General features: G+C 42.8%; 17 protein-coding genes. 5 read left to right on the forward strand and 12 right to left on the reverse strand.

Annotated features, from left to right (window positions below; genetic code table 11):
• Positions 1 to 188: 188 nt before the first annotated feature.
• Together PFJ30894_RS10050 and PFJ30894_RS10055 are read right to left on the reverse strand one after the other, a co-directional pair.
• Positions 189 to 1328 carry a DNA polymerase IV gene (locus PFJ30894_RS10050; RefSeq protein WP_125669742.1) on the reverse strand — a complete coding sequence of 380 codons (1140 nt, stop codon included), beginning with the start codon at positions 1326 to 1328 and terminating at the stop codon, positions 189 to 191.
• A gap of 11 nt (positions 1329 to 1339) precedes the next feature.
• The gene (locus PFJ30894_RS10055; protein ID WP_167457066.1) at positions 1340 to 2461 is read right to left on the reverse strand and encodes an SLC13 family permease; all 1122 of its coding nucleotides are present in this window, start codon (positions 2459 to 2461) and stop codon (positions 1340 to 1342) included.
• 148 nt (positions 2462 to 2609) lie between these two features.
• Here PFJ30894_RS10055 and PFJ30894_RS10060 point away from each other — a divergent pair, with 148 nt between their 5' ends.
• A complete protein-coding gene (locus tag PFJ30894_RS10060; protein WP_125669744.1) occupies positions 2610 to 2969 on the forward strand; it encodes a DUF134 domain-containing protein in 360 nt (119 codons plus the stop codon).
• A 22-nt stretch (positions 2970 to 2991) separates the two neighbouring features.
• A complete protein-coding gene (locus PFJ30894_RS10065; protein ID WP_231997900.1) occupies positions 2992 to 3837 on the forward strand; it encodes an Mrp/NBP35 family ATP-binding protein in 846 nt (281 codons plus the stop codon).
• Between the two features lie 39 nt (positions 3838 to 3876).
• On the opposite strand, the gene PFJ30894_RS10070 is transcribed toward PFJ30894_RS10065, so the two are convergent.
• Positions 3877 to 4101, reverse strand: coding sequence for a hypothetical protein (locus tag PFJ30894_RS10070; protein WP_125669745.1), 225 nt, complete (start codon positions 4099 to 4101; stop codon positions 3877 to 3879).
• Positions 4102 to 4341: 240 nt separating this feature from the next.
• Between PFJ30894_RS10070 and PFJ30894_RS10075 the strand changes: the two genes are divergently transcribed.
• Genes PFJ30894_RS10075 through PFJ30894_RS10085 form a run of 3 tightly spaced genes read left to right on the forward strand, consistent with a single transcriptional unit; the run spans position 4342 to position 6805 of the window.
• Positions 4342 to 5109 carry an ABC transporter permease gene (locus tag PFJ30894_RS10075; RefSeq protein ID WP_125669746.1) on the forward strand — a complete coding sequence of 256 codons (768 nt, stop codon included), beginning with the start codon at positions 4342 to 4344 and terminating at the stop codon, positions 5107 to 5109.
• Complete coding sequence (locus PFJ30894_RS10080) at positions 5099 to 5806, forward strand: ABC transporter ATP-binding protein (protein ID WP_125669980.1); 708 nt, start codon at positions 5099 to 5101, stop codon at positions 5804 to 5806. Before PFJ30894_RS10075 ends, PFJ30894_RS10080 begins: the two co-directional genes overlap by 11 nt.
• Positions 5807 to 5827: 21 nt before the next feature.
• The gene (locus PFJ30894_RS10085; protein ID WP_021717421.1) at positions 5828 to 6805 is read left to right on the forward strand and encodes an ABC transporter substrate-binding protein; all 978 of its coding nucleotides are present in this window, start codon (positions 5828 to 5830) and stop codon (positions 6803 to 6805) included.
• A 59-nt stretch (positions 6806 to 6864) separates the two neighbouring features.
• Here PFJ30894_RS10085 and PFJ30894_RS10090 read toward each other — a convergent pair whose 3' ends face one another.
• From PFJ30894_RS10090 to PFJ30894_RS10130, 9 genes are all read right to left on the reverse strand, one after another.
• Positions 6865 to 7272 carry a C-GCAxxG-C-C family (seleno)protein gene (locus PFJ30894_RS10090; protein WP_021717422.1) on the reverse strand — a complete coding sequence of 136 codons (408 nt, stop codon included), beginning with the start codon at positions 7270 to 7272 and terminating at the stop codon, positions 6865 to 6867.
• 20 nt (positions 7273 to 7292) lie between these two features.
• Positions 7293 to 7781: an anaerobic ribonucleoside-triphosphate reductase activating protein gene (gene nrdG, locus PFJ30894_RS10095; RefSeq protein ID WP_021717423.1), complete on the reverse strand. Its 489-nt coding sequence runs from the start codon at positions 7779 to 7781 to the stop codon at positions 7293 to 7295.
• A gap of 12 nt (positions 7782 to 7793) precedes the next feature.
• On the reverse strand, positions 7794 to 9737 hold the full coding sequence (gene nrdD / locus PFJ30894_RS10100) for an anaerobic ribonucleoside-triphosphate reductase (RefSeq protein WP_125669747.1): 1944 nt from the start codon (positions 9735 to 9737) through the stop codon (positions 7794 to 7796).
• Positions 9734 to 10216, reverse strand: a complete 483-nt coding sequence (nrdR, locus tag PFJ30894_RS10105) for a transcriptional regulator NrdR (protein ID WP_021717425.1) — start codon at positions 10214 to 10216, stop codon at positions 9734 to 9736. Before nrdR ends, nrdD begins: the two co-directional genes overlap by 4 nt.
• Before the next feature lie 167 nt (positions 10217 to 10383).
• Positions 10384 to 11529 carry a cell division protein FtsZ gene (gene ftsZ / locus PFJ30894_RS10110; protein WP_021717426.1) on the reverse strand — a complete coding sequence of 382 codons (1146 nt, stop codon included), beginning with the start codon at positions 11527 to 11529 and terminating at the stop codon, positions 10384 to 10386.
• Positions 11530 to 11637: 108 nt separating this feature from the next.
• Complete coding sequence (locus tag PFJ30894_RS10115) at positions 11638 to 11970, reverse strand: small basic family protein (RefSeq protein ID WP_021717427.1); 333 nt, start codon at positions 11968 to 11970, stop codon at positions 11638 to 11640.
• Positions 11967 to 12683, reverse strand: a complete 717-nt coding sequence (locus PFJ30894_RS10120; protein ID WP_021717428.1) for a DUF881 domain-containing protein — start codon at positions 12681 to 12683, stop codon at positions 11967 to 11969. Before PFJ30894_RS10120 ends, PFJ30894_RS10115 begins: the two co-directional genes overlap by 4 nt.
• A gap of 27 nt (positions 12684 to 12710) precedes the next feature.
• Positions 12711 to 13472, reverse strand: a complete 762-nt coding sequence (locus tag PFJ30894_RS10125; protein WP_167457067.1) for a cell division protein FtsQ/DivIB — start codon at positions 13470 to 13472, stop codon at positions 12711 to 12713.
• Positions 13473 to 13514: 42 nt separating this feature from the next.
• Positions 13515 to 14459: a D-alanine--D-alanine ligase family protein gene (locus tag PFJ30894_RS10130; protein ID WP_044491613.1), complete on the reverse strand. Its 945-nt coding sequence runs from the start codon at positions 14457 to 14459 to the stop codon at positions 13515 to 13517.

The following is a 14459-nucleotide window of genomic DNA, read 5'->3' on the forward strand; positions in this document are numbered from 1 at the left end:
TATTGTTTTTTCGTTGCCGGCAGTTTATCATCGTCGGCTCTTTTATATATGATTATAGTAGATTTTCGGCATATGTCAATAAACTTTTATGTAACATCTACTACATTTTGTTGTTTTCTAATTTATTTAACAATATATTTTGTATTTTAAAACATATGCCGTTTATCATCATATTATAAAACGCGGTTTTAAAAACCGCGTTTTATAATATCTTCACCAAATTTAGCTTTTAATATATCGACCGCCTGATTACGTTTACCCAATCGCTCATCTTCGGCAAAATTTAGTACAGGCACCGCATCGGCAGGTTCTAAATGCGCTACGCTGACGCCTAATAACCTTACGCCTTCGATCCATTTTACAGACTGCATCAGCTTCTGCGCCAACGCAAAAATTTCTTCATCATAAGCTACAGGACCTTCAGCTGTAATACTGCGGGTAATGATTTTGAACGACGCAAACTTCACCTTTAAAGTTACAGTATAGCCAACAACGCCACTGCGCCGCAGCCGCCAGCCAACACGTCCGCATAAATCAAGAACAGCATGACGCCGCTCATCTTCCGTATGAAGATCTTGTTCAAAAGTACATTCTTTCCCAATAGATTTAGCAGCATAATCATTAACTACCGGTCTATCGTCCAAACCATGTGCCAGTTGTTTTACCAATGCAGCATTATTCCCCAGAGCTTTACGCAAAATACCCAAATCAGCATCTGCAATTTGCCCAATAGTCTCTATGCCAAACTGCAGCAGACTTTTTTCAGCACTACGCCCAATTCCAAAAATACGACGCACCGACATTGGCTTTAACATGACCTCAGCCTCTTCTGCCCTTATCACAACCAAGCCATCCGGCTTCTGCATATCCGAGGCCAGTTTTGCCAAAAATTTATTGGGAGCAATACCAACTGAAGCTGTTAAGCCAGTTTTTTCTTTTATTGATCTTTTTACTTTAAACCCGATATCACGTTCAGAACCAGCCAATAGCTCCATTCCTGAAATATCCAAAAACGCTTCGTCCACCGAAAGCTGTTCAACCAAAGGAGAAAAGCTGTCAAATATAGTCATGATCTGCCGTGATACTTCCTGATACCGCTTCATTCTGCCCGGCAAAAAGACTGCCTGAGGACATAAACGCCGGGCTTCCATCATAGGCATTGCCGAGTGTACACCATACACACGTGCTTCATAAGAGCAAGTAGATACAACGCCACGATCAGACTGTCCCCCGACAATTACCGGCAGTCCCATCAGATCAGGATTATCAAATTGTTCGACGGATGCAAAAAACGCATCCATATCCACGTGCATGATCCATCGCCGCATAAACAACCCTCTCAATACAGCATTAAAAAGTATACCGCCGGCACTAATAAAAACAGACCTATCAAATTATAGTACAGAAACATCAGCAAATAATGTCTGACCTGCGCAGGGTACGCCTCTGCAAACAGCTTATAAGATATCACACTCGCCATCGAAGCGATCAGCGTTCCCAGTCCGCCGACATTGACCCCAAGCAGCAAAGCTTCAGGCTGCGGAGAAAATGCAGCCAGCAGCATTGCAGCAGGGACATTGCTGATAAACTGGCTGACAGCAATTGCGGAAAAATATGTACCGGACGCACTTCCGAAAAAACTGTCTCGGATAATATTTAAAAAATCAAATTGTGTTAAATTACCAATGAAGATAAAAAAACCTGCAAACGTGAACAAAAGAGAATAATCCATTTGACTGAATAAACCGCGATCCAGCACCAGCATTACCGTCACCGTTATCATCAGCAGCAACCAATGATCAAACCAGTGCAAGACCGTCGCTACACACAGCAAAAACAGTAAATTTAAAACTATCAGACCCCAGCCACGTTCTACATTCACAGAGGTCAAGCTTACTTTTAACTGCCTGTCCTGCTGGCGCATTAAAAATACTGCCAGCAAAGCCACTGCTAAACATGTCGGTATCCATGTGACCTTAAAAAAAGCAACAATGTCAAAATTATAACTGGCATATAAAAACAAATTTTGCGGATTTCCCATCGGTGTCAGCATACTGCCAAGATTAGCCGCCAATGTCTGCCAAACAATTATTTTCCCAACATCAAGTCCTGCTTCTTTGCCAATAACCAAAGTCAAAGGAACAAAAGTTATTAAAGCCACATCATTTGTTACAAGCATTGAACTGATAAAAGTTATCAGCAGCAGTGCAGCAGTTATCTGACGCAGCGAAATACATCTCTGCAAAAGCCGTACGGCACAGCTATCAAGTACGCGACGCTTTTTAAACCCGCCTACAACTAACATCAGGCAATATAATAAAACTAAAACACGCCAGTCTATATACTCTGCCTTAGGAACAGCCGCAAGCGAAGAAACAACCGCCAGAACACAGGCCAGTAATAATATACCTTCACGTTTTACAAAGCTTTTTGAAAACTCCCAAATATCTTTTGTATCCAAATTTTTCACCATGCCCTTGATATGGTAAATTATAACATAAACACACGTTTTTGAAAATCACTTTGCCGGCTGCTTTTATTGACATAAGACAGTAATAACGTTATGATATTCACAATAATAAACCCCTTGAGGAAAGGAGGTTTCTACTATGTCGAGACCTATTAAATGGCGTAAGATCTGCTGTATGCCGCTCAATAAAACTTTTGCTCCCTGCGGCAGCAAGCCGCAGGGGAAAATAACCATGACTATTGATGAATACGAAACGATCCGGCTCATGGATCTGGAAAACTGCACACAGGAAACCTGCGCTATGGCAATGAATGTAGCCAGGACTACTGTTCAAAAAATCTACGAAGAAGCACGTTATAAATTAGCAGATGCTCTTATTAACGGCAAGGAATTATCTATCGAAGGCGGGGAATTCCGCCTTTGCGACGGTCATAATCAAAACTGTGTCCGCGCTTCCTGCCGTCTATTGCAGCGCGGAGAACTTCTGCAAAACAAATAATAATCTACCGGAGGCGTATCCCATGTCCGAACAAAACCGTCAATGCTCTGATACTGGCTGTGACAAAACATCCTGCGAAAATTGCGACCATGCTAATACTGCAATAAATTTTTCTGTTCCACTTCACGAAATGAGTACTGTAAAAAAAGTTATCGGTATTGTCAGCGGTAAAGGAGGTGTCGGAAAATCTATCGTCACTTCGCTTTTGGCTGCAGCCATGCAGAAAGCTGGCAAGAAAACTGCTGTTTTAGATGCCGATATCACCGGCCCATCAATTCCTAAAGCCTTCGGACTGCACGGCAAAGCCAATGCTACAGAAATTGGCCTGCTGCCAATGCAGACAACAAGTGGTATTGAAATCATCTCTACTAATCTTCTCTTGAATAACGAAACTGATCCTGTCGTTTGGCGCGGCCCGATTATTGCCGGTACTGTTAAACAATTCTGGAGCGACGTTATCTGGACGGACATAGAATATATGTTCATCGACATGCCTCCAGGTACCGGTGATGTTCCTCTCACTATTTTTCAGTCACTTCCCGTCGACGCTATCATCATCGTTACATCTCCTCAGGAATTAGTTTCTATGATTGTCGGTAAAGCTGTAAAAATGGCAGCCATGATGCAAATTCCTATTTTGGGACTGATCGAAAATTATTCTTATTTCCAATGCCCAGACAATGGTAAAAAATATCATATTTTTGGTCCCAGTCATCTGCAAGCCGCCGCTGACGCTTATGGACTTAAAATCCTGGCTGAACTTCCAATCGATCCTGATTTAGCTGCAGCCTGTGATTCCGGCAATATTGAAAATTATCAAACAAACATTCTTGATAACGTAATCAATCTATTAAAAAATATGAAATAAAATAGAAAACTGGCATCAGGTACTGATGCCAGTTTTCTATCATTCACGCAATTCTTTTATCAGTTCTAAAGCTTCAGCTTCACTGATGTCTGCCAATTCTCCACGCATATCAAAAAATTCTTTAAAATATTCAGCCCCGACATTATTAAAATAACACCAGCACCGTTCCTTACGACGCCATAATTCAAAACCATCCCGGCCAGCATGTTTTCTGATCAGCAGCAGGCATTGACCCGTACCGGTAGTCAGTTTTTGATAAATCATATTACTACCTCTCTTAACATACTTATTTTCTCTCTTTATACAATTATTATAGCACACTAGTACCCCCCCACAAGACATAACCACTTTAGCGCAACAGTACTTTTTCCGTTTTTGCAGCTCAGTTTGATATTCAACTCTGCTACAACTATAATATCGCTCTCCTTCTATCCATAAATATTGACAAGCAGGTCAATTTGTCTTAAAGTAAAATCAACAATAGGTATTTATTAGGAGAAATTTATGCGCACATGGAAAAACGGAATACTTTTACCGTTTTTATTAGCTTTACTCTGGTATATTATAAGTAAATTACAGATCTTCAGCTCTTATCTGCTGCCAAGTCCCGCTGCAACAGCCATTACAGCAGGAGAACTGATCAGCAGCGGTATGCTGTGGCAGCATTTACTGATAAGTCTGCAGAGAGTAGCCGGAGGCTTCCTCTGTTCAGTTGTTGTCGCTTTACCTTTGGGTATCCTGTGCGGACGCAGCAACGCTTTTCAGTCCTATTGCTGGCCTGTCCTGGAATTCCTTCGTCATGTGCCGCCTCTGGCTGCAATACCGCTGATAATCCTCTGGTTCGGCATTGACGAAGGCTCTAAATTAGTCATTATTTTTCTGGCGTCCTTCTTTCCGCTTTTTCTGAACACCTACAGCGGTATTAAAGGCTGCGACCGTAAGTTACTGGAAGTCGGCCGTTCTCTGCATTTCACTGCCTGGCAGCAGGCAATGCTTATCCAGTTGCCGGCAGCGCTTCCCGCTATTGCCGTAGGCCTGCAGCTTTCGCTGGGTTACAGCTGGCGGGCTCTTATCGGTGCCGAGTTAATAGCTGCTTCGTCCGGGATCGGTTATATGATTTTAGACGCTGAACAAATGTCACGTCCGGATATCGTATTAGTAGGGTTATTTGCCATTGGCATCGTCGGCAGCCTTATCGACTGGCTGTTCTTAACACTGACTAATAAAATACTGCCCTGGAACACAGAAACTGGTGATAAATATGCTGCTTAATACAACCGCACTCACTAAAACCTATACCATTTCCGGAAATCTTATCACAGCACTTAATGCCGTTGATTTAACTTTCTCTGAAAACAGCTTCACCTGTATCGTCGGAAAAAGCGGCTGCGGTAAAACAACATTACTGAGGTTATTGTCCGGCTTGGAACCTGCCACTTCAGGAACCATCAATTATGGCAAAACCGCCAAAATAGGCTTTGTTTTTCAGGAACCGCGGCTGATGCCCTGGCTGACTGTCAATGCCAACATAGCTTTTGCCGCTAAAAATGATCCCAGTCTTCCGGCTGCGCCAGACGAAGAGCTTCTAGAACTTTTGGGACTCAAAGCATTCCAACATTCTTATCCGTCACAACTTTCTGGCGGTATGGCACAGCGCACAGCTCTAGGACGCACTCTGTTTCAAAATCCCGATCTTATTTTAATGGATGAACCGTTCAGTGCTTTAGATTACTTTACACGTCGCAGTCTCCAGCAAATGCTTTTAGCCTTATTTCAACAACAGAAAAAAAGCGTTATTTTCGTCACCCATGACGTTGAAGAAGCACTACTGTTAGGGCAGCGTATTTTAGTCATGCAGGAGGGCAGGATAAAAATAGACCAGCGCATTGATATGGAATATCCTCGTCAGCAAGCATCTCTTTCTTTCCAGCAACTACGCCTGCAAATACTGAGCGCAATAGAAAATTAATCAGATAAGGTGGTAATAGAAATGCTTTCCAGTAAAATCATCAAAAAAATAACAGCCTGCTGTTGTATGGCGGCTGTTATGCTTGCTGCATCCGGCTGCAGTGACAGCAAATCTTATGTTTCCAATTCCAACGAACCCAAAGAACTTAAGATTACCTATGTTAAATCGCCATTGAACATTCCTTCGATTATTGACAAAAATCTGCAAACTGTCAGCAAAGAATTTGCAAAAACTGATACTAAAATTTCTTATCCTGAAATCAATTCCGGTGCCAAACAAACTGAAGCACTGGCAGCTGGAAGTCTTGATATCTGCAGTGCCCTCGGCGGCACTTCTGCTATTTTGGCAGCTTCCAACGGAGTTGATCTAAAAATTGTCGGTATCTACAGCCGCGCACCCAAAGCCTTCACCATCATGGCCAAGGATCCGAATATCACAACAGTATCAGACCTGACAGGAAAGAAAGTTGCCGGTCCTAAAGGAACAATCCTGCACCAGATACTTGTTGCCGCTTTGGCCAAAAACAATCTAAAGCCAGATAGTGTGGAACTACTCTCCATGGATATTCCTCCCTCTGTCAACGCTATGCTGAACGGAAATGTCGATGCCGCACTCGTAGCAGGCTCAGATGTTCTGCGTGCTCAAAAAGCAGGCGCCCACATCATAATCAGCGGGGAAGGCCTTGTTGACGCCACGATCGTCATCGCCGCACGCGGAGATTTAGTAAAAAACAATCCTGATATTCTTAAACGTTATCTTTCAGCTCATCGTAAAAATATTGACTATATGAATCAGGAGCAAGCTAAGGCATACGATTTTACCGCTCAGGCAACAGGGCTTGCCCCTGAAGACGTTGTAACCATGGCCCCATGGTATGACTTCGATCCTGAAATAAAAACTTCTGATATCGAAGATTTGAATGCTACGCAGGAATTTCTTTTAGCAACAGGCCTGCAAAAAAATAAGATCGATCTGACACCTTATATTATCAAACTTTAAAAATAAAAACTTTAAATAAGTAAAAACTCCGCCAGCAGAGGCTGGCGGAGTTTTTATATTTAATTCAGTCCTTCACGTTCAACTATACGGTCTAAAATTTCACCGGCCTTAAAAATAACCAGATTACATTTTATTTCATCATTACGATATTTCGCTTTGAGATCAGAACAGTCTATTGTTCCCATTTCCTTCGTAAAGGTTTCAATAAATTCCTTTTCCAACGCTTTGATACGGCCGCTTTCATGCCCGTTACGGCTTACATACAGGCTGCTCAATACCATAACGCCGCCGGTTATAACGCCACAGCTGCTTTCTACCCCCATACCACCGCCAAACCCGGCAGCAAGTTTTAAGGCCTCACCGGGCAGCTTCATATTATAAGCCCAATTCGCACCATAAAGAATTTTTTCCGCACAATTCAAATCCATAGCGCTTCCAAAACCATCCTGTAATAACTTTAGCAGCATCTCGACCCCTCCAATATGCCTTATAAATTAACTTCAACTATGCTACCTGACTTTCTAGTCGCTGTCAGGTCGATTAAACGCTGGTTATCTGACCCGCGAAACGGCAGATCAAGATTACGCTGCGCCAAAATAAAAGGCCCGTCAACCAAAACATCTATTTCCTGCAAAACAGGAGAATCCTTTACCTCGTCATACCAATAACCAGTGTAACACCAAATTGTAAGTTTTGGGTTTTCTCTACGCACCAGCTTCAGAAACTCTAAAATGTCGTCCGCCTGCGCCAACGGATCCCCGCCGCTTAAAGTAATACCTCTGTGCAGCGGCGTCAGCTTTGGAAAAACTTCGTCGGCCAGCTGCTGCGGAGAATACTCCGTACCTCCCTCAAAAGGTAACAGATCAGGATTATGGCAGCCTTCGCAATGCCGCGGGCAGCCCTGAAAAAAAATCACAGACCTGATCCCCGGACCATCCACAATAGACTCTTCTAAAATAGCGGCAACTTTAAGCACAATAGACGCCTCCTATTCAGTACAACAGGTTTCCCGACAATATTTTTGGGTCAGAGTCCTTTCGCAAACAGGACAATAATCACTGTCAATGATACCAGTGTAGCCGCATTCTTCACAATAATCAATCGGGAAATTAATACCTACATAACCACAGTCACATTCCAGCATATGTCTAAGAACATCTTCCACTGCCCCTAGATTATGGACAGGAGACGAGGCAAACTCAACATAACTTATATGGCCACCGTTTGTAAATTTATGATATGCACCTTCTAAGCGCATTTTCTCAAAAGCACTGATCGGATAAGATACCGGTACATGAAAGGAATTAGTGTAATAAGCTTTATCCGTAACACCGGGAATAATACCATATTCCTTGCGGTCCATACGAATAAAGCGCCCTGACAAACCTTCGGCAGGAGTTGCAATAAAGCTGTAATTCAAATCATATTTATCGCTCATAGCATCCACTTTTTCACGCATATGACCAATGATATCTTCACCAAGCTTTTGTGCTTCCTCACTTTGTGCATGATGGCACCCCAGCAAAGAAGTCAGTGTCTCAGCCAAGCCAATGAAACCAACGCCCAAAGTACCATGCTTGATAGCCTCTTCAATCCTGTCGTCACTGGCCAGTTTATCACTGTCCAAATATAATCCCTGCCCCATTAAAAACGGTAGATCACGGACTTTAAGATTTGCCTGCACTTGATAGCGATGATAAAGCTGATCTCGTACAAGATCCAGCAAATCATCCAACAGTTGGTAAAAGGTGTCTATGTTGCGCTCAGACTTAATTGCCAAACGCGGCAAATTAATTGTAGTGAAGGACAAATTACCGCGGCCTTCTGTAATTTCAGGTCCGCGACGATTAGCAATAACACGTGTACGGCAGCCCATATAAGCTACATCCCCGCCATAAGGTTTATTAAAGCTAGTATCCATAAAACTAAAAGTCGGATTCAAACGCTTGGCTGCAACTGAAATAGCCAGCTGGAATAAATCATAGTTAGGATCACCTTTGTCCAGATTTATACCGCGTTTAACACGGAAAATAACATTCGGAAAAATAGGATTCTCCCCGCGTCCAAGACCTTTAGCATATGCATTCAATAAATTACGCGTCACCTTGCGACCATTTTCAGAAGTATCAAGACCCAGATTTAAACTCGAAAACGGTACCTGCGCACCAGCCCTGGAGTGCATACTGTTCAAATTATAAACAAGCGCTTCCATCGCCTGAAATACTTCTTCCTCAGAAGCACCTTCCATAAAAGGCGCTATATCAGTATCAAAATAACCAAAAGACTGTCCACCGAACATATCATTCTGAGAGCTTTGCAGAATAATTGCCGCTAAAGCTGTCGCAGAACCTGGACGTCTGGGAGGACGGATAAACCCATGTCCATTATTAAAACCTTTGGCCAGCAACCGACCTAATGGAATATTGAGGCAATTTAATGTTTTTCCATAAAAATCAAGATCATGGATATGGATATCACCTCGCTTGTGAGCCGTAGCCATTTCTTCAGGGATCAACCGATTCAGATAAAATTCCCGACTGGCAGCCGATGCTATCTGAAGCATTTTTGCAGAAGGAGAGTTAGAAATATTAGCATTGTCGCGGTCAGTTTCCTTTAATATCTCTGCCACAGTGTCCATCAGCTCACTGCGAGAGCTGCGCATACCAGTTCTTCTAGCTCTGTACAGAATATATGATTTAGCCGTACGGGCATGTCCGCTTTCAATCAGTACTTTTTCTACAATATCTTGAATATGTTCAACATCAACAGTCTGCTTATTTTCATTTTTTAAGGCTTTTAAAACATTCAAAGTCAATTCCATTGCCAGCTGCCTGTCGGCGCCGCCTACTGATTTAGCCGCTTCAAAAATAGCATCCGTGATTTTTGTTTCATCAAACTCCACAACCCTGCCGTCACGCTTACGGATCATCATTCCTTATCACTCCGATCAATACTTTCATTGTTTTTCATAATACGTTGTAATTCCTGCATAAAATTATTAACGTCAGCAAACTGCCTATAAACAGAAGCAAACCGTACATAAGCGATCTGGTCAGTTTTCTCTAAATGATTCATTACCGCTTCGCCGATAACTTCGCTCCTGATCTCTGCTTCTCCGCGCATCCTCAGTTCCCGTTCGATATGCTCAGCAATTTCCTGGATTTTCTCATAAGAAATAGGCCGCTTTTCAAAAGCTTTGATCAATCCACTCAAAAGTTTTTTAGCGTCGAACAACTCCCGACGTCCATCTTTTTTACTTACCATCAAAGGAGTTTCCTCATATTTTTCATAAGTAGTGAACCTGCGTCCACAATCAGGACATTCTCGACGACGCCGAATAGAAACGCCATCATCCACAGCACGGGAATCAACAACTCGACTGTCACGATAAGAGCAAAACGGGCACTTCATAACGTCACTTCCTTTTACAGCTTTATTTATATCAGCGCTTTTATTATATCATAACTTTCAGTTTATTCAAACAATATCTTGTGTTTTTCATCCACATTTCTATCATATATGCCCAAGATATAGAAAAACTCCCTTTGCATAAGCAAAGGGAGTTCGCATTTGTAAGTTTAACCGCGAATCCAAGGCGGAATTTCAGTATCGGAGGTTGGCGGTTTGATAACACCAGAACCATACGAAGGAGCTTGTCCCGGCTGCGCAGGAGCAGCAGCCTGTTGTTTTTCACTGCTGTGCTGCTGTGCATAGCTGTTGTTATAACTTGGACGGGAAGCGCCACGCGCTCCGACAGCAGGATTTCTGCGCTCAAAACCGGTAGCAATAACCGTAACACGGATCTCATCTTCCAACTCTTCATTAATAACAGCACCAAAAATGATATTAGCTTCAGCATCAACAGCTTCAGTAATAATATTAGATGCTTCAGTAACATCGAACAGTGATAAATCTTTACCGCCGGTAATATTAAAGAGTACACCACGTGCCCCTTCAATAGAAGCTTCCAAAAGCGGACTCTTGATTGCAGCTTCAGCTGCTGCACGGGCTCCGCCCTCACCTTTGGCCGTACCGATACCCATTAAAGCAGACCCTGCATCAGACATGATAGTTTTCACGTCAGCAAAGTCGGCATTGATAAGTCCTGGAACTCCGATTAGGTCAGAAATACCCTGCACACCCTGACGCAGTACGTCATCAGCAATACGGAAAGCATCAAGCATCGAAGTACGACGATCAATTACCTGCAGCAAACGATCATTAGGTATGGTGATCAAAGTATCAACTTTATCTTTCAAATTAACTATACCGTTTTCAGCCTGCGTCATGCGACGTTTGCCTTCAAAAGAAAACGGTTTGGTAACTACTCCGACTGTCAAAGCGCCAACTTCTTTGGCACACTCAGCCACAACATGCGCAGCGCCGGTACCTGTACCGCCGCCCATACCTGCTGTTACAAAAACCATGTCAGCACCGCGCAGAGATTCCAGCAACTGATCTCTGGACTCCTCGGCCGCTTTTTCACCGACTTCAGGATTGGCACCGGCCCCAAGACCTTTGGTCAGTTTTTCGCCGATCTGAATACGGTTGGGAGCTTTCGAAAGCAACAAAGCCTGGGCATCACAGTTTACGGAAATAAATTCCACACCCTGAACACCGGCTGAAATCATCCGGTTGACAGCATTGTTACCGCCGCCGCCGACACCGATAACTTTTATATTGGCTAAATTTTCAAAACTTTTCTCTTCAAATTCTTCAAACATCGTATTGTGCTCCCCCTTATGTATTTGGGTCAAAATGAAAAATCAAAACCATTGACATTTTACATTCAACATTAATAGTCTTTTTTCCTGCTTTTTATAAAAATTTTTTTATTTTTTCAAAAACAGATGTCTGATCGCCGCCAGATTTTGGAAAATGCGCATCCCAAAAATCAGGATACCAACCAGATACAAGTCGATACCAAGAATCATACCAACGTAGCACAAAAAAGCCGCCAGCACAGCGTTAGTAAAAAATCCCGTAATAAAGACCGTATTATCATAAGACCCTTCCATGCTGGAACGAATCCCGCCGAAAGCAGTATCCAATGCCGCCATCAAAGCTACAGAAAGCATTTTACCATATTCAGGCGGTATATAAACCGGGAAATACAATCCGGCACAGATGCCTGCCGCCAAACCAGCAAGAACATAAAAAATCATTTTTCTGCCGCCTCCTTCTCTGCATCGGAAGCTTGCCCTTCTGCTATTTTGGCATACTCAAAACTTTTACGGCCTTTAAAAGCCGGAATAACGATATCATCAGACTGACTTAAATCGGCCTGGATACCCCAAAATTTGAAGTTTTCCAGAACGCCGCCGCGCAATTTGAGCGCACTTTCTAAATTGTTAGGATTCCCAATAGCTTTTATCTCATAAGGCGGTGCCGAACGATTGTTATTTACCGATAAAGTCGGACCCGCACAGCGGATCTCGCTCATCGCTACAATCCTTTCGCCGTTGATGGCAATAGCCTCAGCGCCTGCGGCACGCAGCTCATTGATAACTCTTAATAAATCATCATCATGAATAATATACAAGTTAGGATTTTCTCCAGGTTTGCTGGCAATCTTACTGTCATCCAAAACCAGTTTGATACCCTTACCATGCATTTCAAAATCACCTGCAAAAGCTTTTAACCGAACTATTTCTCTGGCAACAACCTCGTCACCTGCTTTTGCCTGCAGCTTTTCCATTTCTTTAGATAATTCATCTCGTTCTTTTTCTACTGCTTTCAAACGGTCAGACAAATCCTCGGCACGCTGAATATTAATAGTTTTTTGTCGTTCTGTAGTTTTAAACTGTGTAGCCAACATAAAACCGAGTACGGCGCAAACCAGTGCAATTAAAATTTTTGCATGTTTGTTCGCAAACATTTTATCCTCCGTGTAATTCTTGCTATGTTACTGTTTCAATTTAATATATGGCTTCGTAAATGTCAAGTCAATAAATTCAGCTTGTATGTTTTTTGCTTTTATTTCATTAAAAACAGTAACAAATAAATTAAGTTTATCCATAATCTTATAAACATCACCCAATAAAATCGGATAACCATATTGCAGATAGAACTTAACATTATTCTGCTGGTCTACAGCAATTTCGGAAATATGCGCCACAGTATCACGATCCAATTGACTCAAAAATTCCAAAATCAGTAAAACCTGCTTTTCACCGATTCTGTCTCCAAAGTAAATATTACCTGTAACAATACCTGATAATACAGGAGCGTTGGCATCCTTGATTCCATCACTGACTTCCATCACCACGCCTGTATAATCTACCTTTGCATATCCGTTATAAGAGCAGGCCAGATATACTGCCGGCCGCCGTTCTGTGATCTTCACGCGCATCACACCAGGCCAACTGTAAGAAACATCAGCCTTCTCGAATCTTACGTCATGAGTCAGCGCCTTCTGTACCTGCCATGGTGATATCACAAACAAATTAACAGGCTCCTGCACACCAGAGATCTGCAGAATATCTTTAGCCGTAACCTTATCGCTGCCTTCGACATTAATACTGCCAAAAGCAAAACCCGGCTGACGAACCCAATGCCAGCCAGCAGCCAGCAAAGCAGCACATATTATGCAAAAACAGATGAAACGCAAAAGGCGCACCCGACGCCTTCTCCGCTCTTTTCGCAAACGTTCACTTGTCGACTGCACCTTTCTCACCTCACTTCGTCAATATCAGCAGTATCGATCTTACTATTTATCGTTCAAAGATGCCGACAAAAGAATCTTCTCACACAAGTCAGGGAAAGATATCCCCACAGCAGCTGCTGCTTTCGGCACCAGGCTGGTAGCAGTCATTCCTGGAACTGTATTAGCCTCCAGTACATAGCCTTTACCTGCTTCATCAAGCATCACATCCACACGCGCAACACCACTGCATCCCAAAACCTTGTAGGTTGCAACAGCCAGTTCCTGCACATGCCTTGTCGTTTCTTTATCAAGCGGCGCCGGAACTAAATATTCAGTTTCACCTTTGGTATATTTAGAATGAAAATCATAAACCCCGGAATGCGGTACGATATTGATAACAGGCAATGCAACAGCCATGCCCCCATCCTGCATAATGGCAACAGTAAGCTCTTTGCCCTGAATAAACTCTTCCACAACAACCTCACGGGAATAAGTAAAAGCCTTCTCCATAGCAGAATTAATATCAGTATCATTTTTTACGATCTCAACACCAATACTGGATCCCTGTGTCGCCGGTTTAACAACAACAGGCATCTTTTTAAAAGCAGATAGAATCTCACCGCAAAAATCATGCGTTTCTCCCTTTACAAAAATCAACGATTTAGGAGTAGCAATACCTGCGGCCTGCATGATGCGTTTAGATGCCGCTTTATCCATGCTCAACGCACTTGCAAGCATACCTGAACCAGTATAGGGAATTTCCAGCATCTCCAGTAAAGTCTGCAGCCGACCATCTTCACCATACATTCCATGTACAGCATTAAAAACTACTTTTGCACTGCATTCTTCCAATTGCAGTGCCAGTTTTTTCGGTTCCAGATCTATTTCGGCAACATTGTAGCCTTTTTCACGCAGAGCCCCAGCAATAGCGGCACCAGTAACCAGAGAAATTTCTCGTTCAGCCGACGGACCTCCCATTATTACTGCAACAACATCGTTTTTATTCAT

It is taken from the genome of Phascolarctobacterium faecium (assembly GCF_003945365.1).
GTDB classification, from domain to species: Bacteria; Bacillota; Negativicutes; order Acidaminococcales; family Acidaminococcaceae; genus Phascolarctobacterium; species Phascolarctobacterium faecium.